Consider the following 25,081-nt stretch of genomic DNA (forward strand, 5'->3'; position numbering starts at 1 on the left):
TTATTTAATTGTCAAAGCTTTCTAAGGCTTCTTTTTCATCTTCCAGGATATCATACAAAGTTGGAAAGCCCAACAGATCGAATACGTTATAAACGCGGTCGTTCATATTTGTTAGTTTGATGTCGCCGCCTAAACTTCTCACATCTTCGATGTAAGCCATAAAAACACCTAAACCGGCACTGGCTATATAATCCAGGCCGGAGCAGTTGACGATGATAGCATAGCTTTCTTCATCAATTAACGATTTTAGTGCGTTCTCAAGCTGAGAAGCAGTATGCGCATCAAGCTCTCCACTGATATCCAGTATACTTACGTGATCATGTTGGCGTGTAGCAATACTGAAATTTTTCATTCCACTTTTATTGAGGTTGGTGAATGATGTTGAAGCTGCATAATAACGTAAACCGTAGAATTAGGAAAGTTTTTCGGAGTGGAAGGTTACGAAGTTGGAATAAAAAAGATGCAAAAAAATAGCCCCGCACATTTATCTAATGTGCGGGGCTGACTATTCATCAAGAGAGACGCTACTTGAGCGCATCTGTAATTAAGCAAATGCTTGGGAGAGATACAACTATAAATTATTTAAGCTTAAAATAGTATCAGCTTCCTGATCTCTGGACTTTAGAAACCCAGTAGCCGGTATTCAATTCACTACCAAGTTCAGCCCCAAATTCTTCAGCTTCAGCTTTCTCAGCGAAAAAGCCAACCCGAAGCCGGAACCAAACATCACCGGTTTCTTCTTTCCCTATTTTAACCGTATATACATGAGGATAATCACGATCGGTTAAGGTATTTTTATATTCGTTAGCCTCTTCTTCCGACCGGAAAGCTCCAACCTGAACTACATATGTTCCGTCTTCAGCAAACTGAGGACCCTGTTGCTCTTCCACCATTTCCTGTTGTTGCTGGGCTTGTGCAATACTGTCTTCCCGGGCCTGCATCATCTCAGCGATTCTTTGTTCCTGTACTTGTCTCAGAGAATCAAGCCGGGCTTGTTCAGCGGCTCTTCGTTCTTCTTCGCTTGGTCCGCACGCCTGGAAACTCACCAAAGCCACTGCCAACAACAATGTGTAGATGCTTACTTTTTTCATAAGAATAGTAGTTAGTTGATAATTATCTGTAAATGGTATTCCCGAAACGAATTAAACTTACATTATCCCAACCTGTTTCACAAATATTCACGGGGCAAAACTTTCAGAAGTATCAGATTAGTCCGTATCTTATATAGACTGAATCTAAATGAATATATTTTGGTTCAGCAACTACATGAAAAACTCTCTGTTAAAAATATCCGGATTAACGAAGTCATTCGACCAAAGCGGGCCCGTTGTAAACGATGTCAGTTTTGAAGTTGGTAAGAATGAAATATTCGCACTTTTAGGCCCCAGCGGGTGCGGGAAGACTACAACCCTGCGCCTAATCGCAGGTTTTGAACAATGCGAAGCCGGCGAAGTACACATCGAAAATGAGCTGGTTGAAAGTACCCGGAAACGCCTTTCTCCACAGAAAAGAGAGATAGGTTTTGTGTTTCAGGACTACGCACTTTTCCCACACATGAACGCGCTCGAGAATGTGGCTTTTGGCCTTCGGGAAGTAGAGAAAAAGAAGCGTCCGGTGTTAGCTGAAGAAGTGCTTTGCCGAACGGGTATGGAAAAGTACAAACACCGTATGCCTGATGAACTCTCCGGTGGGCAGCAGCAGCGCGTAGCGCTGGCCCGGGCTATCGCCCCCAAGCCGAGGCTCGTGCTAATGGATGAGCCTTTTTCAGGACTCGATGCCATGCTCCGCGACACCACCCGAAAAGAAGTTCGTGCTATTCTGAAGAAATCAGGGATGAGTGCAATTCTTGTAACTCATGATCAGGAGGAAGCCCTTTCTTTTGCCGACCGGATCGCAGTTATGAATAACGGGCAGATTGAGCAAATCGGGACTCCGGAAGAGGTGTACTATCATCCCAAAACACAATTTGTAGCCCAGTTTTTAGGCCGAACGAACTTATTCCGAGCTCATGCTGACGGATCTGATAATGTAGAAACCCGGCTGGGTCCGGTTAAAATAAACAAAGAAGCTGAAGGCCTGATTTTATGTTCCATCCGCCCGGAGCACCTGACCATTGAGCGGTGCAAAGAAAATGGAAATGAAAGCGGCATCATTGTTGGGCGGGAGTTTCGCGGGCACGATATTACCTACCACGTACTTTTTAAGGGAGATAAGTACATTGTTCATACCGATAACCGGCTTCTGTTTGATGTGGACGAGCATGTAATTGTGAAACCTCTGGAGCCGGCTGTAGTATTAGAACAGAAAGCCTGAACCGAAATTAAAATCTAACCGAAGTATTATGTCATTTTTTGGATTTCTTTTGTTACTGCTGATCGCCGCTATTTGTGGAGGTATAGGGCAAAGCATCAGCGGATATAGTTTTGGAGGCTGCCTGATCTCAGCCGGGGTTGGTTTTATTGGTGCCATTATTGGCAAGTGGATTGCCAGCGAACTGGGCCTTCCTGAACTTTGGACTATTGAAATCAGCGGAAGTCCCTTCCCCGTTATTTGGTCTATCATCGGGGCCGCATTATTCACCGCTATTCTCGGCGCTATCATGAGGGGCAAGGAAAAAGCAATCTGACGTTTTCACTCTTATCATAATTGATAAGATTTGTGAAGCCCCTTCCATTTGCCGCAGGTATTTCGTAATTAGCAGCTTCTTATTAATGCTAAAATCGGGATATATGTATAAGTCATTTATTTATGCGGTGATTCTTTTTCTAAACATAAGCGGGTTTACAGCCTTAGCTCAGGTAAACGATGAACTGCCAAAGCGGAGTGATAATCTTGAGGTGCTTTCTCATGTGCCACTGGGAGCTCCTTTAAGTGTTACGGATATTGTAATTGAACAGGAATTAAGCCGCCCATATGCTTACGTGGGAAGGATGCAGGCCGAGAAAGGCTTCGACATCATTGACTTATCAAATCCTGAAAAAGCAGAGGTAATTTACCGCTGGCGAATGCCAAATGAAGAGCTGCATGTTGGGCTGGGCGGAATGGATCCCAAATACTTCAAGCATAAAAACCGCTACTATGTGGTACAGTCGCTGCAGTTTTTTCAGGGCGGACCAAATACCGATGCCGGCGCCGTTGTCGTTGATGTAACCGGATTACCGGATGTGAGCAAAGTGAAAACGGTGGGTTATGTTCGGAATGCAGAACACCCGGGTGGCTTCCACAATATATTTATGTACAAGCATTCTGATGGCCGGCCCCTGCTGTTTGCCACCACCTCTGGAGATGATGCCTATGTATATGACCTTGGGAAATTTGTTGAAGGGAAAGAAGATATCCTTGCCGGAACCATTCCCAACCCGGACACTCCTGCTCGCATGGCCGGTGCTTCTTTAGGGTATCATGATTTTTATGTAGGATATCATCCCGATAGCCAGCAAGATCGCTTTTATGGCGGTGGAGCCGGCGGTTATTTTGTATTTGATGTGACTGAGATGGATTCGGTCAGCTTGCTGGCTTCAGTGACCGGCGTGAGCGGAGTTGTTTGGGGACACACGGTTACCCCATCACCGGATGGCCGTTATATTGTCGGGGAAACAGAATACATGCACGCCCCGCTGCGCATTTTTGACCTGAAGCCCGCTCTTGACGGTGACGTTCAGAACATCAGCGATCCCATAAGTTCCTGGAATTTTGACTATGAAAACCTGGTGCACAATCACGAAGTAAGGTGGCCGTATCTATTCGTGTCCGGTTATGAAGATGGCTTACTGGTTGTGGATTTATTCAGCCCGGATGAACCGAAAACGGTTGCCTATTATGATACCTTTCTTGGGAAGCATCAGTCCGGAATGTGTGGGGATAATACCTGTAACGGAGCTTTTGGAGTAGATGTGCGCAATGAAGACGGCCTCATCGTAGTTAGCGATATGGGAACCGGATTCTGGGCATTCCGGCTGGACGACTTCCAGGGCTGGAACGGCCGCGGCTGGGGACTCCCGAATATCTCCAGTGCTCAGAACTGGGATGATGGTCCTACAGAGAACTAATTTCTCAAAGTAAAAGTATTAGATCGGTTATGATCAGGAAAAGAAACCTCATTATTGCCTTACTGCTTATTGGTTCGGCTTTAAATGCAGAACTTAAAGCCGGTACCGACGCAGGAGATATGTACCCACCTTTGGTATGTGCAGAGCGTGGCTCTGAATATTACACCATCGACCTGGTAACCACCAAGAATGTACCCGGTACAGGTTTGGCCAAGGGCAAGGCCGTCATGAAGTTCAATCCTAATCCATTTGGTATTTCCATCACTAAAGACGGCTCCTACCAACACCGGCTGGATATAAAACTGAACAAAGTGAACAAACCCCAAAAAGGAACCTTTGTGGCCTGGGTCACAACTCCCAACTTAGATAACATTAAGACGCTGGGTACCTTGGATAAAAACCTGGAAACAAGCGGCACAGTGAACTGGAATAAATACATTGTGGTAATCACATTGGAAGAAGGTGTTCCGAAAAGCGATTCTTCTATGTGGTCGGGGCCTATTGCCTTTCGCGGACTATCCCGGAGTGGACTTATGCACACCATGGCCGGCCACGGCCCATTTGCCCAGGAACCCTGTGCTAAGTACGGATATTATTAATGCAGAAGTTATACCCTAAGATTTCATTCCTGCTCATGCTGTTTGCAGGGCTTTCCTTTTCAATACAGGCACAGCACGAGCATCATAATATGGCAGGTCATTCCATGAATATGGATACTTCCAAAGCCGTATGGCGCATGCCTCCGATGAACATGGAAATGCCCATGCTGCCCGGAATGCACAATGAGTTGCCACCAGTTGAACCTTTTATCGCCGGTTTGGGCCTTGCCAAAGAAGATATTCCCTTCGCAAAGCCCCGTGAAATTCTGGAGCTGGCCGATGGAGATACCGTTGCCTTACAGGCTTCTATTGTCCGACGGAATTTAGAAGGAAAAGATTACGTGATGTATGGCTACAACGGTCAATATCCGGGGCCGCTGCTGAAAGCACCTCAGAACAGCACCGTGGTGGTAGAATTCAATAACCAGATTGAATTTCCGACTACGGTTCACTGGCACGGGTTAAGGCACGATTACCGGTTTGACGGAACCATGTTTTCACAAGATCCGGTGATGATAGGTGAGTCTTTCACTTACGAGTTGTTTTTCAGGGATGCAGGGGTGTACTGGTATCATCCTCATGTGCTGGAATATATTCAGCAGGATCTTGGTCTGTATGGGAATATGCTGGTGGCTCCGCCCGAGGAAGATTATTACAATCCGGTGAACCGGGAAGAAATGCTGATCCTGGATGATATCCTGATTGATGATCAGGGGATGATACCCTGGGGGAAGTCGAGTCCTACTCACGCTCTGATGGGCCGTTTTGGAAATGTGATGCTGGTGAACGGAAAAACGGATTACAAGCTAAATGTTGACAGAAATGAAGTGCTGCGGTTTTACATCACCAATGTGGCCAACACCCGAACCTTTAATATGGTATTTGAAGGGGCGAAAGTAAAAGTGGTCGGCTCTGACGTCAGCAAGTTTGAGGAGGAAGTGTACACCGAGAACGTGCCAATTGCCGTGGCCGAGCGCTACATTGTAGAGGTGTTGTATGAGGAGCCAGGGACTTACCCGATCCTGAATTCCATTCAGGCCATCAATCACTTTCGGGGAGAGTTTTATCCTCATAAGGATACCCTTGGGATGGTGACAGTTTCCAACAAAAAAGCAGAAGAGTCTTTTACCGAAGCGTTCAACACTTTGCGGGTAAATGAAGATGTGAAAAAAGACATCGCCGAGTTTGAGCCTTATTTTGACAAGCCGGTGGACAAAGAGCTGGAGCTTACCGTAGCCGTTAAAAACCTGCCGATCCCCATCATGCAGTCTATGCAGCTGGACACCGCCTATGTGCCCCACGTGGAATGGAATGACACCATGCCGATGATGAACTGGCTTTCTACCGGGAAACAGGTGGAATGGATTTTACGTGACCCTGCAACCGGCAAAAAGAACATGGATATCTACTGGGATTTCAAGAAAGGGGATGTCATCAAGCTTCGCATTTTTAATAACCCGGATACTTTTCATCCCATGAATCACCCCTTTCACATTCACGGTCAGCGCCACCTGGTGTTGAGTATGGATGGCGTGGAAAACCCCAATATGGTCTGGAAAGACACCTCGATAATCCCCGTCGGTTCTACGGTGGATTTACTGGTAGAAATGTCGAATCCCGGAAAATGGATGATGCACTGCCATATCGGCGAACACCTGGATGCCGGAATGATGCTGGGTTTTGAAGTAGGAGAAACTCCCTGATAAATCGAGCGGAATGCAAAATAGGCTACACTTGAACATTCAATGTTGAATGTTCGATATTCAATGTTCAAGTGACCCGCGATGCCTAAAAAATCGAAGCTCAAAGCCAATACCCGATTTGAGAATGAAAATCATTGAAGATCCCAATGATAAGCGGATTTACATCCTCAGAACTAAGGAGTTATTTGAGCATGAAGCTGTTTATCAGGCGCAAGTAGCAGAGAAGAATAAAGAGTCGGATAGAGTCTTAGAATTGCATGCTGAGGGTAAAAGCTACCGAGATATTGAAGAAATAACAGGAGTCTCAAAGTCCAAGGTGGGTAACATTGTTAAAAGTAACAGTTCATAGCTGTCCATGCCTATTTAGGTATGGGCATTTGGACGTGGACAGTAAGGTTTAAGGGTCAATTAAGTTGTATAAACTTGTTTTTATTTAAATAGGGTTTATATTATATGTTAGTTTTTAAATGCTTACATACTTTTATTGTAATTAGCTAGCGGAGAAAAAATGAGTGATGCTAAATCGGGGGATGCTAAATCGGGGGATGCTAAATCGGGGGATGCTAAATCGGGGGATGCTAAATCGGGGGATGCTAAATCGGGGGATGCTAAATCGGAGGAGGCAAAATCGGGTGAGTCTTCCTTTAAAGGAATGTTTAGTCGTCTTAGTGTTAATGACAAGCTATCAGAATCATTAAAATTTCAAATTAGTTTACTGGAAAATAGGTTTCTTAGGATTGTTATAAGTATTGGATTAGCTTTTTTAATATTAAAAACTATTGATACCTCATACGAGACATCTTACTTGAAAGGAAGGCAAGAGTCTTTTGAGCAGGCAGTTCAAGTGCTTCTTGATGATAGAGACGTTTTAATAGAAGAATTAAATGACGAAAATTTTCAATTAAAAGAGGAGATTCTTAGCCTTAAAAAACTAAGATTAGAGAACGATAGCCTAAAATTAGAATTGAAAACATATAAAAATAAACATCATGGGAATTAAAATTGGAAACATCGACATCGCTAATGCTATAATTGAGCTAGAATTTCAAACAAAGATCAATACAATAATTATTGAAAATATTTTGAATCAAACTCAACATAATATGACATCAGGTGATATTAAAGATATTAGAAGAAAGGCTGCTGATGCTATTAATGAAAAGTATGGAGCTAATACTATCACTTTAAATGATTAGCTTTAGTTATGCTTAAAGAGCATTTAGAAGCAGTAGAAAAGGCTATACAGTTTAAAGCAAAGATTGCTTCAAATGCTGGGCACTCTTTACATAAAGGTACGCCTAGAGAAATTTTTATTCGAGAATTTTTGGAGGAACATCTAGGTAGTAATATAAATATTGGTACAGGTGAGATTATAGATGCGAATTCATATTCAGGCGAGATAAGAAATCAAGTAGATATACTATTATATCGAAGTGATTATCCAAAATTATCCTTTGGTGGAGGCATTAATGCATTTCTTATTGAATCCATTATCTCTACAATCGAAGTAAAATCTATAATAACCAAGGAAGGTCTTGAGCAGGCAATAAAAGCTACCAAAAGACATAAACAACTTGAAAGGAATTTAAATTTCAATATAAAAGCCGGATATATACCTCCATCATGCTTTAGTTATTTAGTCGCTTATGACGGTCCTAAAAACCTAAGTACTATATATAATTGGTTAATTGATATTAATAAAGATTACAATGTAGCCTACAATCAAAATTTACCAATTGATATAAAAGACAGAACAAAAATTATAAACCCAAGTATTGATGGGATATTTGTTCTTGGTAAGGGGTTTATATATTTCAACAACTCATTGATATCAGTGCTTAGGGATGAGCAATTAGAAAAGAACAAAGATAAAAAGTGGGTTATAGTTGAGCAAGAATCTAATAATTTACTTCCTCTATTTCTCTTCTTAACGAGTGCTATAAGTGGGTTTGAAAAATCAAGCTTTAGCGCTTATAAGTATTTAAAGCACTTAAGAATTGATAATATAGAATTAGGTGATGGTAGCTCTGAGAAACTTAAATTATTATCTAAAAGTAAACTGGATCCAACAAAAGTAACTATAGATCTTGCGAATTGCTTTGGACTTTGGAATCAAGACTACTTAGTAGACGAAAAAAGTATTAATTTAAATATAGATAGACTTAAAGAGGCAGAATCTGGTGCGTTTTTAGTAGAGTTACCTCTGCACCCTTTTAATGTAAATAGAGATTTAAAATTTCTTATTCCAGAATTAGAGAGAAAGGAGGTTATTGAGGTTGAGGGTTTTTATTTACAAAATAGAATCGAGGTAAATTTAGTAGCTAAACTAATCTCAAAAAAAGTACCTAGTACTCACTCTCAACTTGCTTCTAAAGAATTAGAGCCACCTTTTTATTCAATAATCTTGAATAAATTATAATGGAAAATTTTACTTATACCTGTACCCATACAGCATAAATTTTCTTAAGTCATTTATTAATAATTACATATTATATTAATAAGTAACCCCGCCGGGAATCGAACCCAGATCTAGGACTTAGGAGGTCCCTATTCTATCCAATTGAACTACAGGGTCGGTTTAGCCTGAACAATCATTCCTGAAAATATACGTACCTAAACGTAACTAATCAGCTTCAGGCAAGTAGAAGTTCACCGATAGTTTACACAAAATATAATTCGATAGGGATGCAAAAGATTTCCGTTCTTTTTCTATTTATGGTACTGGCCGGTACTGTTCAGAGTCAGGCACAAACACAAATTACAGGTAAAATAGTGGATGCGGAAACCGGAGATCCGCTTCCGGCTGCACACATTATTGTGAAGGATACCTACCGGGGAACCATTTCAAACCGGGATGGGGAATTCAGCATCATCGTTCGGGAGTTTCCGGTCACACTGGTTGCCCGTTTTATCGGTTTCGAAAGCCAGGAGAAAGTGGTGAACCAGGATTCCGGTCCGGTTGATTTTCTTTTAAAGCCCTCTGTTGCAACGATGGGAGAAATTGTGGTAACCGGCGAAGACCCGGCCATCGCAATAATGAGGGAAGTCATCCGTAGAAAGAAAACCTGGAGGGCGAGTCTTGAAACTTATAAGGCCGAAGCTTACACCCGCCAGCAGGTTAAAAATGATACCTCCATTGTCTCCATTTCGGAGAGTATATCCGTGGCGTATTGGGATAAGGAGCGTGGCTCCCGCGAGGTGCTCAAATCCAAGCGGCAAACAGCCAACATTGACGCCGCTGATAACTTTGCCGGGGTCAGTTACCTTCCCAACTTTTATGATGATAATCTGGATATAGCCGGCTTTGACATGGTGGGCGTCACTAACCCGGATGCGTTAAAGTATTATGAGTTTCAGCTTGAAGATATTCAGTCGCTGGATGGACAGGTTGTGTATGAGCTGTCTGTGACTTCAGATCGAAAACTGCAGCCACTTTTTGAAGGAACCATTTTTGTGTTGGGTGAAGAGTATGCTTTGCTTGAAGTAGATTTAAAACCGAACTCCGTTGTGGTGTTCCCCCCGCCGGTGCAGGATTTCAACCTTACCTATTCTCAGCAGTTCAGCAATTTTGGCGGAGATTATTGGCTCCCGGTTGATGTACGCATTGAAGGGTTGATTGAAGTGGGACTGGTCGGCTTACGATTTCCCCCCATTGGGTTTAAGCAGGTGGCGAAGATGAATAATTACGAGGTGAATTTAGATCTTCCGGATTCGCTATTCAAAAAAGAGAACAGGTTCACTGTTGATTCTACCACCATCAATTCCGGCGATTCTCTTTTTGTGAATGAAATTGACATCATCCCGCTGGATACCCAGGAAGAAATGGCTTATGAAAAAGTGGACAGCAACGCCACCCTTGAAAAAGCATTTAAGCCCACCGGTTTCTTTACCCGCTTTATTGACTGGGAAGAGGAAACGGAATCAGATGGATCATCAACCACGGTAAGTGCCGGCAGTTCGGGCAACTCAGGCGGTAATAATGGTTCCTTCTTTACTAAACTGACTCGTAATCTGAGTCCACAGGCGAGGTTTAACCGTGTGGATGTTTTTTACGGCGGTATCAAACATGAAAGACGATATGCAGATAACCGGCTGTCATCAGAAGTTTTTGGCGGGTACAGTACCGGGTATGGCGATGGCACTTTCTCGTACGGGGCAAAAATGGGATGGTGGCCGCTTAAGAAAACCCGAAGGTTTGCGATGTCGCTGGCCTATAGCGCAACCACAAAAACCCGCTACAACTCCGACATGTACATGCCTTTAATGACCAGCATCCCCAATCTATTCGGCTACGCTGATTATTTTGATTATTACAGGAATGAAGGAATTGATTTCGTGGCTGCATATCGCCCAAGCGGAGTGAATGGTTCCATCCGCCTTAATTATATGTATGAAAATCACGAAGCCATTAATTACAGCAACAGTTATGATATAGTCGGAAGAGACTTAATACAACGCCCCAACAGCTATATCGATGAAGGAACGTTGAGTGCAGTCAGGCTGACTTTCAGTAATGGAGAGGATAGAAAAGCGTTGGGTGCTATCGGGGCAGATGATTTCTCCATTAGTGTAGAACAGTCGGCGAAAGCAATCGGAAGCAGTTGGGATTATACCCGGTTCAAGATTGATCTGTATCGCAGGTATGAAACCTTTTATCAACGCCGGTTCTTCCCGAATACGCTGGACATGAGATTGAACGCCGGAACCTATATCGGAGATTTGCCCATCCAAAAAAATGAGGCGCTTGATGTAGCCCTGGGCGTTGTCACTCCATTTGGGGCATTCCGGGCCAAGCGATTTATTCCTTATGAGGGAGCGAGCTATGTATCGCTTAATGCCGAGCACAACTTTAAGAGCGTACCGCTGGAAATGCTGGGGTGGAGAAAGGCCACTCAAACCGGGCTTAGCATTATCGCTTTTGGAGGAATCGGACGAACGTGGGTGCAGCAGGAGCAGGTGGATGAATTCAATACCCGTTACGGATTCCCTCCGGTTACTACCGACGACTGGCACATGGAAGCAGGACTTTCCCTGAGTAATATATTTAATCTCTTCCGCGCCGATGTTGCCTATCGTATTGACAACCCTGGAGTGTATGTGGGCATAAGCGTTGCAAGGTTCTTCTAATACAAGTTTTGGTTTTTGTTTTCAGTGGGTTGTCTGATTTCAAGAACCTCCAAGCTTCCGGAGGACCTTGGAGCGTTCGCTGGCTTGATAGAAGCTTACATCAATCTAACCCCTTACCCGCAACGCTTCCAGGACCTGCGGACGCTGAAAGGTTGCTCCCGGAGCTATTTGTGTAAAAATCACCCCAATAAAAAAAGGCTCGCTGCATAAGCAACGAGCCTTAAATTTGTTGTCTGAAAATCAGCTCAGATTACATTCCCGGCTGGTATTTCAGGGTGCTGACAGGATGTGATTCTGCACGTCGGTTTCTTTCGCAACCGGGTGTGTTGGCATCCATTTCAGCTTCGGTACACTCAACAGGAGCTTTTCCTAAACCACGAGATTCGATGCGGTCTTCAGAAATGCCGTTTTCTGTGTAGAAGTCTACAACAGAAGTTGCACGTCGAAGGCTGAGTCGTAAGTTATACTGATCGCCACCCACGTGGTCAGTGTAAGCGTCAACGCGTACACGGAAGGCAGGAGCGTCTTTAAGAACTTCAACATTATCCATCAGTGCTTCAGCTGCATCAGCTCGGATGTTAGAGCGGTCAAAGTCGAAGTTGATAGTAGTGAAAGAATCTTCAGTCAGGTAAACAGGGTCGCTGTCGTCGGTAGGGTTGGTACCCATATCGATTTCCTGCATGTCAGTAAATCCGTCGCCGTCAGAATCTGCGTTGTTAGGATTCGTGCCATGAGTCATTACTTCATCATAGTCATTGAGTCCGTCACCGTCAGAGTCGGCATTGTTAGGATCTGTTTCGTGCTCGTTGATTTCATCGCCATCGCTGAGCCCGTCGCCGTCAGAATCTGTACTGTTAGGATCGGTGTTATAAGAGTTAACTTCGTCACCGTCACTCAGGCCATCGCCGTCAGTGTCAGAGTTCAGAGGGTCTGTTTCGTAAGTGTTGATTTCGTCCGCATCAGTAAGTCCGTCGCCATCAGAATCTGCTGAATTAGAATCAGTACCTAATTCTGCTTCTTCGGCATCGGTAAGTCCGTCGCCGTCAGTGTCTACTGGTTCCTGGACAACTGGTTCGTCAGAACCACAGCCATACTGTACTACGGTACCACCTACTAAGAAAAGTGTGAGAACGAGAAGATGGATAGTTCGCTTCATATTAAGATTTCTCCAATTCAATTAATTATTAGGGTTATAATATACACTATTTTGAATGAAAATAATGATACTGGGGTGTGTATCAAAAGAAAAATTAGCTAAAAAAAGTTAGCATAAGTTTCATACTACCGGTATCTTTGATATTCGTTTGGGGCTATAGCTCAGCTGGCTAGAGCGTCGCGCTGGCAGCGCGAAGGTCCGGGGTTCGAATCCCCGTAGCTCCACATAAGCCTTTTTCGCTTTGGAAAAGGCTTTTTTTATGCAACTCAGTAAATTATTTGGGTTTTTAATCAGCAGGTTCATAAATATTAGAGTTAACCGGATCGCTTGTTTGTATGCTGCTTATACTTTAAAATGAGCATGATTTATAAAAACGGGAGTTACAATGAAAATGAACAAGAGATCATTAAAAATTTGTCTTGCACTTTTTGTACTTGCACTCATAGGTGTTGTTCCCAATAAATTTGCATCCGCACAGGACATCACCTTAAATGTTGAGCCGGGTCCAATTCTGGATAATGCCCAAACACTAAGCCTTACCGGTTTAGGTATTGATACCGAAGGTCAGGGGCCGGTGTTGATATCTGCTACCATGGAAAATCTCTCCGATGAAACCATAGACAATCTGTATTTTGAACTGATTGTATCGGCCGGCAAAATAGGGAACATCGTTGAAGTAACTCAAAATGCCTCCCGTCCGTTTTCCCTGAAGCCATTTCAGTCGGTTTACTTCACTAATAATGATTTAGCGAACGAACGCATTCCCGGCATTGACCAAACTTTTTCTTTCACGGGCGGACTAACAACAGAAGGGGAAGATTTTCTGAGTGATTTATCCGGCTCTACTACGCTACCACGTGATACATATACGCTGGAACTGATTTTGTTCAGAGTAACAGATGCGCAGGGAAGACAGAACCTGGCCAGGGATATAGCCGAAATTGGCGGGGGCAGTATGACCGCAGCTTCTTTTGAAGAAGGAAACATCTACCTGAAAACACCGGGCGATGTGGTGGGGACGGAAAGCGAAATCACCAATCCTTTTCCTCAATTCAGCTGGGAAGGAGAGAATAATGTTTCTTACCGGCTGCTGGTGGTAGAGCAACGCGGGCAGGATAGCCCCGAGTCGTTGCTTGCCAGTGCCAAAAGTTCGGCTCCGGTAGGAAATGGCGGCTCACTGCTTTCCTTTGAAAATCTGGATGTAATCGTACAGGCCAATTCTTTTCAGTTTCCTTCATCGGGCGTGCAGCCATTAGAGAAAGGTAAAACCTATTACTGGCAGGTTGTAACCACGGTGCAATCCAGTGGTGACACCGAGGAAGTATCATCAGAAATATGGAGTTTTGTATTGAAAGATGCCGGCCAAGCTACAGCAACAGCGCCTATTTCCGCAGAAGTACGACGCGCAATTGAGCGATTAATCGGGCAGGATGCGTATCAAAGGTTGAAAGACAGAGGGTTTACCCTGGAATCGATACAGTACGACGGACAGGAATTTACCGGTCCGGCCGCCTCATTAAAACTGGAAGAGTTGCTCCAGAAAATAAGAGATGAAGAAATTATCGTGGAAGGAAACTGAGGGATCACATGAGTATCATTAAAAAGAAATTGTATGCTTTTATCGTACTGCTTGTTGTAGCAGGGTTTGCACTGCCGGAAATTGTCCGGGCTCAATCGGAACGACCAATTGCAATTGTAAAACGGTTCAAACCTGATGTTACACTTAAAAACCTTGAAGTTGATAAGTACATTGAGCTTAACCTCGAAGAGAACAAAGGTGAGAGACTGTTTAACGGTGATTCTCTCATTACGGATGAAGAAGGTTTTGCCCTGGTCGTATTTATGGATGCCAGCGTGGCTAAGGTGAAACCCAGTTCATTGTTGATTCTGAACGGTTCCGTAGCCACGGCTTCGAAGGCCATGAATACCCGGATTAATTTGAAGAACGGGGAAATATTCTTGAATGTGGAACCACAGGGAGGCAATGATTTTGAAGTGGCCACCAGCCGCTCGCTCGCTTCGGTTCAGGGAACTGATTTCGGTAGCCGTTTTGATGGTTTTGTATGGGTGGAAGAAGGGCAAGTTGATGTGACAGCTCTTAATTCCGGCCAAACGGTATCTTTGTTTGAGCAAATGTATGCCCAGGTAGATGAGCAGGGCAACAGTGTTGAGTCGGGTACACTGACACCGGAAGAATTGAATGACCTGGGAGAAGGGTACGATGAAATGGAGAACGATCTCGTTCAAAAAGAAATCATCCTCAGGTTCAGAGACCAAAACGGACAGCTTCGGGAAGTAAGAATCGATGTGTTTGAGGAAAGTGATAATTAAATAGATTCGTGCGTAGGTTTCGGATAGTTTAAGATTAATAAATACATATACAGTGATTGGGGTAGTAAAAAAAGGACTAATGCTATTGCTGTTTTTAACAGCATCAGGGGACGTGTGGGCACAATTCACCATTCAGCACCAGGCGCCGGTAGCCCTTGAAAGAAATGAACAGAATAGGCTGGAGTTTCGGGTTCCCGGGATTTCGGAAGCTGATTTTCAACAGGTAAATCTATTTTATAGGTATGATGGTGATTTTGGGTATCAGCAGCAGGAAGTGGAGTACAGAAACGGGGTTTTTCAGGCCTTGTTCACTGTCCAAAATTCCAATGCCAGTTCACTGGAATACTATTTTGAGCTGACACTTAATTCCGGAGAGCAACTTTACTATCCCAACAACCTGCCGTCAGAAAACCCGGTTGAGGTAGAAATTGTTGAAAGCCTGGAGGAGCAAAAGCCAAAGCTGGAAGGGGTCGATTATACGATTCTTTCTCCCCGGCCGGGTAATGGTGTTACAAGAGATGATGTAGTAATAGCCATCGCCCTTTTTTATGAGAAGTCGGACCTGGAGCCCGGAGAATTTCAGTTGCTGATAGACGGGCAAGACGAAACCTCAGAAGCTGACACCTCCGCATATTATATATCCTATGTACCGGATGATTTATCGCCCGGTCCGCATACCATATCTCTTGAATATAAAACGGAAGATCAGAGCTATTCAGTTACCGACTGGAGGTTTGCAGTGGTTGCACCGGGGCAGGCTTCCTTTCGGGGATTTGGCCCGAGCCGTGTTCCGCAAGGGCAGGTTGAGCTGACGGCCAGAAATCAGGTGATAGCCGGTGATATAAATAATGCCTACACCGGAAGGACAAGCATTTCCGGCGCGTATGGAAAATTCCGGTATTCGGTAAATGGGTACCTGACTTCGCAGGAATCGGTGCGACTTCAACCCCAAAACCGATATGGTATTGATTTAGCCTATGGGGACTGGTGGGACTTTGAAGCCGGGCATGTATATCCGGTATTGAGTCAGTTTACAATTTCTGGCCGGCGGGTTCATGGGCTGAATACATCACTGCATTTACTGAATGATAAACTGAATCTGCAATTTATCTACGGGGAACTGGATCGGGAAATCACCAATCAGTACGACAGTCTTATTGTTGAAGAGGTAACCATAGGGGCTGATTCTGTGGTTGACCGTAATTATTTGCTGACCTATCAGGATGGTGGAAGAGGAACGTTTCAGCGAAGGGTTATGGGGGGAAGAATAGGAATTGGAAACGAAGAAAAGTTCCAGCTTGGCTTCCACCTGTTGAAGGCACAGGATGACACCACATCCATATTTAATGTGCGGGATTATATGGATCTTGTAAACTCAAATGTGATTCTGAACAGCAATCTCGATCAGCCTGCAAGGGATACACTGCTGGCTAACCCTGATCGGCTGGATGTACGAGGTGGAAATATCAAACCTCGCGATAACCTTGTGGCCGGTACTGATTTAAAGTTGGGCTTCAATAACAACCGAATTCGGTTTGAGTCGGAAGCGGTGATCAGCGCACTGAATAACAATATTTATGACGGTCCGCTTACCGTGGAACGAGCGGAGGAATTAGGTTTTGATGTTGACCAGGGTATGGCAGATTTACTGGAACAGTTGTCCTGGCTTATCATCGTCAATGAGAATATGAACACGCTGCCCTTCAGAATTTCCGAAGATGAAAACGGGGATATTTCAGGAGATGCTTTTTTCCCGACCAGTATTTTAGCGGGTAACAGCGAGCTTTCATTCCGGTATCCCAATAACAATTTCAGAGCGCAATACCGCTGGATTGGTCCCGGTTTTAATTCCCTGGCTAATTCCACCATCCGAAAAGATGTGGCGGGGTTCACCCTCACCGACCGGATGAACTTTTTGGCTAACCGCTTGTACCTGACGCTGGGATATGAAAACCTGAACGATAACGTGAGTGGCACCCGCGATGCCACCACCAATACCATCACCTATCGAACCAATGTAAGCTGGTACCCGGTTGACCGTAAACTGCCGAGGGTTAGTGCCGGCGTACGGTATAGAACACGAGACAATGGCATTGAACGCCAGAATTTCTTACTCCCCGATGATTTAGTGAAAGCAGCTGTGCAAAATATCCGTCAGGAAACCAGAACCATTAACGGGCAGGATACCCTGATCACCCTGGTTACTCCAACCCCGCGATCAAATTATACCGTGAATATCAATACGTCGGTGACGCAGCAGTTTAACTGGATGAATGCCCGAAATGATGTATCTCTAAGCTTTTCGAACCTCAAAACCACGGACGAAGTATTTGCCTACGGAGATGTATTAAGTACGTCCTTTTCGTTGAGCCTTAATTCCCGCTTTTCTGAATTGCCGCTGGAAACACAGTTTGGCATCACCACTAACAGTACGGAAGCAGGCAGTGGCCAAAATGATATAAATATATTCGGAATTTATACCTCCGGTAACTACCGGCTGATGGAAGACAATCTGATTTTGAACGGCCGGCTGGCCATCACTCAGAATAAAACAGCATCACGAATGATTGAAATTCGGGATGATCCTAATTCCGAAGTCCTCAACGACAATCCGCGAGACAACTATTTTGTGCTGAGTGATGAGGTTACCAAGAACACCTATTCTACATTTGTTTTACAGGCTGGAGCACGCTATAATTTCAATGAGTATCATGCTTTGGTTTTTGATGCCAATCTTACCAATGTAAGCGGCCAAAACCGGGCAAACGATCGCATTGTTCAGCTCAGATATGTATTCAGCTTTTAACTAAATGGCCCCCAAGAAGAAAAGACTTACTTCCGTTGCTCTTATTGCCATTGCTGCGTTTGTTGTGTCTTTTGTGCTCATGCTGATCAGGCCTATTCAGGTAACAGAGCTCAAGTATTATGATCAGCTTTTTGAGTGGCGCGGCCCTCTGGATGTATCGGACTCTCCCATCGTTTTGGTAGCTATTAGTCAGAAAGCCGATGAGGATATCCCCCAGAAATTTCCCTGGCCTACCAACCTTCATGCCCGGCTGGTTGAGAACCTGAACCGTGCCGGAGCCAAAGTGATCGCCTTTGATGTGGTATTTAATAATCGGGACCTATACGAATATAAAAATGATACCACCTTTGCGGAGGCTATCAAAAAGCATGGCAATGTGATTCTGGCCGGCGACCTTCAGCGAACGGTTTCTCAGTATTCGAATGAAATATCCACCTTATTCCCAACACCGGTGCTGCGTGTCAACAACCCAAACCGGGTAGCGCTGGTGAAAGTGCATCCGGACATAGACGGCGCTATCCGTTCTTATCGCTTCGGGCAAGAGCACCAGGAACAAGACTATTACCGGTTGGGACTTGAAGCACTGAGGTTGTACCACGAAATTCCCTATGAAGAAATTGACCCCATCGGGCCAAACCCTGGCAGCGATTACTTTACACTTGGTCCTTACGAAATTCTGAAAGACCGGCCGAACTCTTTTCTCATCAATTACTATGGGCCGGAAAGTACCTTCCCGGAAGTGTCATATGAAGAAGTGATTGACGATTCGGGCTACACTACTGTATTTGAATCGGAGTTAGGTGGGGTGAATACCTTTGATGATCCCGATATCGGTCATTTGGCAAAAGGTACTTTTGAAGATAAGATTGTGATTGTTGGCGCCACCATGCCCTTATTGAAAGATTTCTATACCACTCCTTTTGCAAACGAAGGCAACAATCCGCGGCCGGGATACCAGGTTCATGCCAACGCTATTCAAACCGTTTTAGATGGCAACTATATCGAGCGGTTTCGAGGATGGTACACGCTGCTAATTATGTTTTTTCTGTGCCTTGGAATTACTTCTGTGAACAGGGTTGTGGGAGCTTCCTGGGGCATTACGGCTTCGGTGGTTTTGGCGGCCGGTTATTTTGGGATTACGTACTGGGCATTTATGAGCCACAATGTGTTGATGATGATCACCGGTCCGCTGATTGCCATCATTATAACCCAGGGCGGTATGGTAAGTTATGAGTATTACATTGAGCAGAAGGAAAAGCGGCGGATTAAAGGCATGTTTGCTTCCTATGTTTCTCCAGAGTTGGTGGACCGTATGATTGCTTCGGGTGAAGAGCCTCAGCTTGGGGGTGAAGAAACACACATGACCGCCTTTTTCAGCGATGTGGTAGCCTTCTCCACCTTTTCCGAGCAGCTGGAAGCCAAAGAGCTGGTAACCCTGATTAATGAGTACCTGAGCACTATGACAGACATCCTGAACAGTCGCGGAGGTACGCTTGATAAATATATCGGGGATGCCATTGTGGCCTTTTTTGGCTCGCCCGTCCCGATGAAAGATCATGCATACCAGGCGTGTGTGGCCTCTCAGCTCATGCAAAAAGAACTGAGTGAACTGCGTATGAAGTGGGAGAAAGAGGGATGGTCGGATTTAGTTGCGAATATGCATCAGCGTATTGGTATGAATACCGGGGTGATGGTAACCGGAAATATGGGGTCGTCCCGGCGCTTTAATTATACCATGATGGGAGATAACGTAAACCTTGCTGCCCGTTGCGAAAGCGGGGCCAAGCAATACGGAGTGTACACCATGGTAACGGAATCGACCAAAAAAGAAGCCGAAGAGTACGGGGATGATTGCCTGTTCCGCCTGCTGGATAACATTGTAGTGAAGGGGAGAACTAAACCGGTGAAAGTGTATGAAATTGCCGGCTTACGCGCTGATGCCGGTCAGGAGCAGCACGATTGTATAGGGTTGTATGAACAAGGATTGGAGTACTACTTTAATCAGGAATGGGATGAAGCAATAGAGAAGTTCAAAGAGTCCCAACCGCTGGAGCGCTATGAGAGAAATCCGTCGGGGATATTTATTCGGCGTTGCGAATTGATGAAGGAAGAATCGCCGGGCGATGACTGGAATGGCGTGTTTATTATGAAGAGAAAATAGACAAGCAAAAAATGCGGAGAGGGAGGGATTCGAACCCTCGATACCTCGTTAGAGGTATACTCCCTTAGCAGGGGAGCGCTTTCAGCCACTCAGCCACCTCTCCGTTTTTGAAGGGCAACAAATATAGCGACCTTTCCACACTAATAGCAACCCTGATAAAGCTTTAATCTGAGTGTTTTCGGGAAAGGTTTTTTTGCTTTTGAAGCCTTGTTTTAAAGTTGAAATATGATGATAACTGTTCTACTTCTCGTCAGAATCTAACACATAAATTTGAGAGAGATTTCGTCCTTCCTGTGCATAATCGAGTCCATATCCCAACACAAAAGCATTTGGAATCTCAAAGCCCACATAATCGAGCTGAACATCGTGATGGGTGGCTTCTTTTTTGTGCAGAAGCGTACAGACAGCCACCGAAGCCGGGTTGTTTTCTTTAATCCGCTTCACCATATAATTCATGGAAAGACCGGTATCCACAATGTCTTCTACCAGGATCACATGCCGCCCTTCGATTTTGGCATCAATGTGCTTCAGCTCCGTTACCTGTCCGGATGAAACCTTCTTATCGCCATAGCTGCTGAGCTTCATGAAATCCACCTCACAGTCGATGCTCACATGTCTCATGACATCAGCAAGGAAAATAAAAGCCCCGTTCAGGATGCCGATAAAAATAGGCTTCTTACCCTCATAGTCCTTATCCAGCTGATTGCCAAGTTGGTTCAGGCGCTCGTCGATCTGGTCTTTGGTAATAAAAATTTTGAATTTTTCACCGTTACAAGTCACTGTATCCGGTTGGTAAAAAGTAGAACTCATACTAACTGAAATTTATCGTCAAAAAAGTAGTTGATGTGGATTCGCATTTAGCCAATTCAGAGATGGCTCCCTGCTCATTATTAGTTGCGGGAACAGGATATAGAATAGCATAAATAGTACTATCTGATCCGCACAATACCAAAGCTTTTTCTTTAAAATGTGAGGGGATTTTTCGGTTTGTCAGATGGTCGGATACTTTCTGATGCCCGGCCATCCCCAAAGGCTGTAAGGCATCGCCATCGCTCCAGCTTCTCAGCGTCAACGGCCAGGAAAGTTTGGACGCATCCAGCTTCAGCGCGGATTTGCCGGAAGGCTTCTTTGTTCTTTTCAGGGTGACGCCATTCAGGCTATAGCCTTCTTGCGCAATTTTTTTTGAGATCTTTTGGGAGATTTCGTCAATACTTTCATCTTGCTGAAGGTGAATCCCGTTCCGTTCGCGCGTCAAAACGAGGTCTCCTACTTTCATGCTTTTTCCGGGTTGCAGAAATTCAAGTTCGGTTAAGGCTTCAAGCTGACCTTTGGAATAGGCGCCTTCCAGCCCGAATTGATCGAGCATTGTTTTGAGTACAGCTGGTTTCAGGATTTGCGGAAGCTGAGCGTATTTCTTCAGGTTGATGCTGTTGTTATTCGTCACCTGCTCAGTGATTTCCGTGATACTCGCTTCAAATAATTTGCCCTGTTCCGGGAGGTTCAGAATGTTTTGCTTCCAGCCGGGGAGCAGGTTGTCTATTTGTTGGGCGAATTCATTCCGGATGAAATTTCGCGCATAATCAGAACTTTTATTGCTTTCATCGGTGCGGTAGGGAATAGCTTCTGCTTCGCAAAAAGCGAGAATATCTTCTTTATCAAACTTGAGCAGGGGACGAAATAGCTTGCCATCCCACTCTCTCATTCCCTGCCATGCAGCCGGTCCGCTTCCCCGAAACAGCTTCTGCAAAATAGTCTCCACCTGGTCGTCCTGATGATGAGCGGTTACGATCGCCTCTGCACCGGAATCACTTTTCAAATCCCGAAAAAACTGATACCGTTGTCTGCGCGCCCAGTTCTGAAAGTTCTCACCTTCTGCCTCCTTTGGATTCAGCCGAATGGAACAGCATTCAAACCCCCATTGAAAAGCCAGCTGCTCCACCAGTTCCTGATCCTTATCCGCCTGCTTCCCTCGCTTGCCATAATTCACATGAACCACCAGCGCCTCCTGCTCCAGCAGATGAAAAAGATAGAGCAAAGCCATCGAATCGGGACCGCCGCTTACACCCAGAATGAAAAAAGCATCCGGATCAAAATAATCAGCCAGGCTCTGAGAAAGGTGTTTCTGAATTTTTTTGGAAATGGATTTTGCCATAGAAAAAAGTAGGAAGAAATTAGGAAAGATGAACACCCAACAAGGAACACCCAACTTTGAACTTTGAATGGGTGGTTGAAGTACTTTCCTCATTAAACGTTCAATGTTCCTTGTTGCATGTCCCTTTGGTCATTATGATTTGGTACTTGGAATTTGAAGCTTGGAATTTGGATATTCATCCCCTTGAAATAAACGAAGTAATAAAACCTCACTTCATGTACCCCAACCGCTCCTGGATTTACCATCACGATGAACCACTGACCCGTTATTCGCTGGGGCAGGAAGGCGATAATCCGCTGATTTGTTTTGGGGTGAATCCCTCCACGGCCAAGCCGGGAGATTTGGATCCCACCGTGGCATCTGTAGCCCGATTTGCGATGGAAAACGATTACGACGGCTGGCTCATGTTCAACCTCTATCCGCAGCGGGCCACCAATCCGGATAAAATGCACAAAAACTTCCAGAAGAAAATTCACGAGAAGAATGTGGAAGTGATTGCGGAACTAACCAACCATCTTTCTGCCGACATCTGGTGTGCCTGGGGTACGCTGATCGAAAAACGACCGTACCTGTCGCGCTGCCTGCAAGATATTTATGATGCCATCTCAGGCAACGGCAACCGGTTCTATACCCGCGGACGCATCTCCAAAGCCGGACACCCTCACCATCCGTTGTACCTGAGGAAAACGGCTCCCATGGATGAATTTGATGTGCAGCGTTATGTGGAAGAAGTGATTTAGAGGGAATTCTAAATTCCAAGCACCAAATCCCAATGACCAGATTTGATTAATCAATTCACATGGGAAGTCTATAAGCCATGGGTACAAGTAGCTGGTCTCTTACTATAGTTCGCTCGCATCCACCAAACAGATCTCGGCTTTCGCCGCGGGGTGATGATATACTTTAATATTCCCTGTTAGATGTTCTAAGAATCATCGTCGGCGAAGTTTAACGAAGATCCGGGATATCCTTGTTCTATCTGTATATCAAAAAAAGCGTCCTTTCCCCTTAACCAAAGGGGAAAGACAGAAAGGGGTCCTATAGCGAAGGGTAACACTGCCAGAATAACCAGATCTTTCGCTACTTGAGGATTATAGATGTCAGGTAATTAAAAATTCGATATTCGCTAAGCGAGGGGTTAAAGCTCATTCGCTTGTCCATAAGACAGATCTGCCTCACTTCAACATTGAATGTTGAATATTCCTTATTCAATGTTCCGCAGGCAGATCGTTCTTGCAAAAACGGTTATAATTGCTTCAATTCCATGCATTCAACACTAATCTAATCCGGGGATCATGGGAAAGAAAACAATACTGCTGCTTTGTCTGCTAACAGCGGGCAGTGGACTATATGCACAGGAAAAACAAAACGGGGAAAAAGAGTCCAAAACAGACTACACAGAGGCCATTGTTTTGGTGGAAGTGTGGATGGACGCCATGCAGAAGTTTGATGAAATACCCGGCATCAGTGCCATAGCGCTGGAAGACCAGGAAGTGATTTGGAAAGGGGCCTACGGAGAAGCAAATCCGGATGAGGATGTGAAAATGGAAACCAACACCATTTGCAGCGTGTGTTCCATATCCAAGCTATTTACGTCTATCGCAATTATGAATTTATATGAAGATGGAAAACTGCGGCTGGATGACCGGCTGGAAGATGTGATGCCCGGTTATGACCTTGAACAGCAATTCGAGCTGAGTGGCCCTATTACCATTCGTAATCTGCTTACCCATTCTTCCGGTTTACCGCGCGAAAATGCCTATTCGCACTGGACTGACACCAGCCTTGAATTCCCGACCAAAGAGGAAATTCTGAAATCCCTGAATGAACAGGAGACGCTGTATCCTTCGTCCACTTACTTTCAGTACAGTAACCTGGCAATGACTTTGCTGGGATATATTGTGGAAGAAGTATCCGGGCAGACTTATGATGAATATGTAAGAGAACACATCCTGGAACCATTGGAGCTGGACGATACCCGTCCCGATATGCCGGAAGATTTATGGGGCGGTCAGCTCGCCGTAGGCTATACCGTTGAAACCATAGAAGGCAAACAGCATAAATTGGATTTGTTTGATCCCAATGGGGTAACCCCGGCAGCGGGATTCAGCTCTACAGTAGAAGACCTGGCGGATTTTGCTGCATGGCAGTTTCGGCTTTATGATGCGGAAGAAGAGGAGATCCTGCATCCCTCCACCATTAAAAACATGCACAACATTCACTGGATGGATAGCGATTTTGGAACCAGCTGGGGACTGGGATTTTCAGTGTATAAAGGTCCCGGCGATAAGAAATGGGTCGGCCATGGAGGCTATTGCCCCGGTTACCGAAGCACGCTGATGATGAATCCGGAATCAAAAAGAGCCTACTCGGTGATGACTAACAGTAATAATCCCAGTCCCGGAAAATACGCACGGGGCATCCATGCTATTTTATCCAAAGCCGGGAGTATTGAAGAGGCCGATGAAGAACTGGCTATGGAGCTGAAAGCATATGCCGGTTATTATGAGGGACAGGTTGGTCGAGGCATCAGCTATGTAGGCACCTGGGGTGATAAGCTGGTGAGGATGGGGCTTCCGGCCGATAACCCGGGAGATTTTTCCAAATACCGCCGGGTGGATAAAGACCATTTTGTACGTATCCGCGATAACGGAGAAGATGGCGAAAGCATGCGGTTCATCCGCAATGACAAAGGTGAAGTCATCCATATGAAGTACTACGATAATTATATGTCAAACAAAATAGAGCTGGAGTAAATCCCGGACTCAAAAAGTCTAATTTAGCCCCCCTACGTCATTCCGGGCCCACCTGTTTTACCCGAATATCAATAAAGGCGTCCTTTCCCCTTAACCAAAGGGGAAAGACAGAAAGGGGTCTGCCTGCTAAGGACAACACCGTTACATTTACTCCGATTTGCAAAAACTTCGACATTCAATGTTGGATGTTCAATATTCCACCGGCAGATCCTTCACTCCGCTCAGGTTTGTAGATAAATGG

21 protein-coding genes and 3 tRNA genes are annotated in these 25,081 nt (G+C 44.8%); 17 read left to right on the plus strand and 7 right to left on the minus strand.

What is annotated here, in order from left to right; genetic code table 11:
- Positions 1-4 precede the first annotated feature (4 nt).
- Entirely contained in the window at positions 5-352 is a 348-nt protein-coding gene (locus NM125_RS08460) for an STAS domain-containing protein (RefSeq protein ID WP_255134471.1), read from the minus strand.
- Positions 353-599: 247 nt separating this feature from the next.
- The gene (locus NM125_RS08465) at positions 600-1,091 is read right to left on the minus strand and encodes an SPOR domain-containing protein (protein WP_255134472.1); all 492 of its coding nucleotides are present in this window, start codon (positions 1,089-1,091) and stop codon (positions 600-602) included.
- A 175-nt stretch (positions 1,092-1,266) separates the two neighbouring features.
- On the opposite strand from NM125_RS08465, the gene NM125_RS08470 reads away from it, so the two are divergent.
- The 9 genes from NM125_RS08470 to NM125_RS08510 all read left to right on the plus strand — a co-directional run bounded on the left by NM125_RS08470 (position 1,267) and on the right by NM125_RS08510 (position 8,770).
- Positions 1,267-2,313: an ABC transporter ATP-binding protein gene (locus NM125_RS08470; protein WP_255134473.1), complete on the plus strand. Its 1,047-nt coding sequence runs from the start codon at positions 1,267-1,269 to the stop codon at positions 2,311-2,313.
- A gap of 28 nt (positions 2,314-2,341) precedes the next feature.
- Entirely contained in the window at positions 2,342-2,626 is a 285-nt protein-coding gene (locus tag NM125_RS08475; protein ID WP_255134474.1) for a GlsB/YeaQ/YmgE family stress response membrane protein, read from the plus strand.
- Positions 2,627-2,729: 103 nt separating this feature from the next.
- Positions 2,730-4,049, plus strand: a complete 1,320-nt coding sequence (locus NM125_RS08480) for an LVIVD repeat-containing protein (RefSeq protein WP_255134475.1) — start codon at positions 2,730-2,732, stop codon at positions 4,047-4,049.
- Positions 4,050-4,078: 29 nt separating this feature from the next.
- A complete protein-coding gene (locus NM125_RS08485) occupies positions 4,079-4,648 on the plus strand; it encodes a hypothetical protein (protein ID WP_255134476.1) in 570 nt (189 codons plus the stop codon).
- The gene (locus NM125_RS08490) at positions 4,648-6,351 is read left to right on the plus strand and encodes a multicopper oxidase family protein (protein WP_255134477.1); all 1,704 of its coding nucleotides are present in this window, start codon (positions 4,648-4,650) and stop codon (positions 6,349-6,351) included. The genes NM125_RS08485 and NM125_RS08490 overlap by 1 nt, the downstream gene beginning before the upstream one ends.
- 124 nt (positions 6,352-6,475) lie before the next feature.
- Complete coding sequence (locus tag NM125_RS08495; protein WP_255134478.1) at positions 6,476-6,700, plus strand: hypothetical protein; 225 nt, start codon at positions 6,476-6,478, stop codon at positions 6,698-6,700.
- 159 nt (positions 6,701-6,859) lie between these two features.
- Positions 6,860-7,351: a hypothetical protein gene (locus NM125_RS08500; RefSeq protein ID WP_255134479.1), complete on the plus strand. Its 492-nt coding sequence runs from the start codon at positions 6,860-6,862 to the stop codon at positions 7,349-7,351.
- Complete coding sequence (locus NM125_RS08505; RefSeq protein ID WP_255134480.1) at positions 7,341-7,547, plus strand: hypothetical protein; 207 nt, start codon at positions 7,341-7,343, stop codon at positions 7,545-7,547. The genes NM125_RS08500 and NM125_RS08505 overlap by 11 nt, the downstream gene beginning before the upstream one ends.
- A gap of 8 nt (positions 7,548-7,555) precedes the next feature.
- Positions 7,556-8,770: a DUF6602 domain-containing protein gene (locus tag NM125_RS08510; RefSeq protein WP_255134481.1), complete on the plus strand. Its 1,215-nt coding sequence runs from the start codon at positions 7,556-7,558 to the stop codon at positions 8,768-8,770.
- 83 nt (positions 8,771-8,853) lie between these two features.
- Here the strand turns inward: NM125_RS08510 and NM125_RS08515 are convergent.
- Positions 8,854-8,926: transfer RNA gene (locus NM125_RS08515), tRNA-Arg, on the minus strand.
- A 110-nt stretch (positions 8,927-9,036) separates the two neighbouring features.
- Here NM125_RS08515 and NM125_RS08520 point away from each other — a divergent pair.
- Positions 9,037-11,478 carry a DUF5686 and carboxypeptidase-like regulatory domain-containing protein gene (locus NM125_RS08520; RefSeq protein ID WP_255134482.1) on the plus strand — a complete coding sequence of 814 codons (2,442 nt, stop codon included), beginning with the start codon at positions 9,037-9,039 and terminating at the stop codon, positions 11,476-11,478.
- A 250-nt stretch (positions 11,479-11,728) separates the two neighbouring features.
- Here NM125_RS08520 and NM125_RS08525 read toward each other — a convergent pair whose 3' ends face one another.
- Positions 11,729-12,634 carry an OmpA family protein gene (locus NM125_RS08525; RefSeq protein ID WP_255134483.1) on the minus strand — a complete coding sequence of 302 codons (906 nt, stop codon included), beginning with the start codon at positions 12,632-12,634 and terminating at the stop codon, positions 11,729-11,731.
- Between the two features lie 150 nt (positions 12,635-12,784).
- Between NM125_RS08525 and NM125_RS08530 the strand changes: the two genes are divergently transcribed.
- From NM125_RS08530 to NM125_RS08550, 5 genes are all read left to right on the plus strand, one after another.
- Positions 12,785-12,858: transfer RNA gene (locus NM125_RS08530), tRNA-Ala, on the plus strand.
- 167 nt (positions 12,859-13,025) lie between these two features.
- Positions 13,026-14,213: a hypothetical protein gene (locus NM125_RS08535; RefSeq protein ID WP_255134484.1), complete on the plus strand. Its 1,188-nt coding sequence runs from the start codon at positions 13,026-13,028 to the stop codon at positions 14,211-14,213.
- Positions 14,214-14,221: 8 nt separating this feature from the next.
- Entirely contained in the window at positions 14,222-14,965 is a 744-nt protein-coding gene (locus NM125_RS08540; RefSeq protein WP_255134485.1) for a FecR domain-containing protein, read from the plus strand.
- A 112-nt stretch (positions 14,966-15,077) separates the two neighbouring features.
- Positions 15,078-17,771, plus strand: a complete 2,694-nt coding sequence (locus NM125_RS08545) for a hypothetical protein (protein ID WP_255134486.1) — start codon at positions 15,078-15,080, stop codon at positions 17,769-17,771.
- A gap of 4 nt (positions 17,772-17,775) precedes the next feature.
- A complete protein-coding gene (locus NM125_RS08550; RefSeq protein ID WP_255134487.1) occupies positions 17,776-19,932 on the plus strand; it encodes a CHASE2 domain-containing protein in 2,157 nt (718 codons plus the stop codon).
- Positions 19,933-19,946: 14 nt separating this feature from the next.
- Here the strand turns inward: NM125_RS08550 and NM125_RS08555 are convergent.
- The 3 genes from NM125_RS08555 to tilS all read right to left on the minus strand — a co-directional run bounded on the left by NM125_RS08555 (position 19,947) and on the right by tilS (position 22,084).
- Positions 19,947-20,035 (minus strand) — tRNA-Ser (locus NM125_RS08555).
- A gap of 137 nt (positions 20,036-20,172) precedes the next feature.
- Complete coding sequence (hpt, locus tag NM125_RS08560) at positions 20,173-20,742, minus strand: hypoxanthine phosphoribosyltransferase (protein WP_255134488.1); 570 nt, start codon at positions 20,740-20,742, stop codon at positions 20,173-20,175.
- A 1-nt stretch (position 20,743) separates the two neighbouring features.
- Positions 20,744-22,084 (minus strand): tRNA lysidine(34) synthetase TilS, encoded by a 1,341-nt coding sequence (tilS, locus tag NM125_RS08565; RefSeq protein ID WP_255134489.1) that lies wholly within the window; start codon positions 22,082-22,084, stop codon positions 20,744-20,746.
- Positions 22,085-22,299: 215 nt separating this feature from the next.
- On the opposite strand from tilS, the gene NM125_RS08570 reads away from it, so the two are divergent.
- Together NM125_RS08570 and NM125_RS08575 are read left to right on the plus strand one after the other, a co-directional pair.
- Positions 22,300-22,824: a DUF1643 domain-containing protein gene (locus NM125_RS08570; RefSeq protein ID WP_255134490.1), complete on the plus strand. Its 525-nt coding sequence runs from the start codon at positions 22,300-22,302 to the stop codon at positions 22,822-22,824.
- Positions 22,825-23,379: 555 nt separating this feature from the next.
- Positions 23,380-24,840, plus strand: a complete 1,461-nt coding sequence (locus NM125_RS08575; protein ID WP_255134491.1) for a serine hydrolase domain-containing protein — start codon at positions 23,380-23,382, stop codon at positions 24,838-24,840.
- Positions 24,841-25,081 lie beyond the last annotated feature (241 nt).

Origin of the sequence: Gracilimonas sediminicola, from assembly GCF_024320785.1 — a bacterium.
Lineage (GTDB): Bacteria > Bacteroidota > Rhodothermia > Balneolales > Balneolaceae > Gracilimonas > Gracilimonas sediminicola.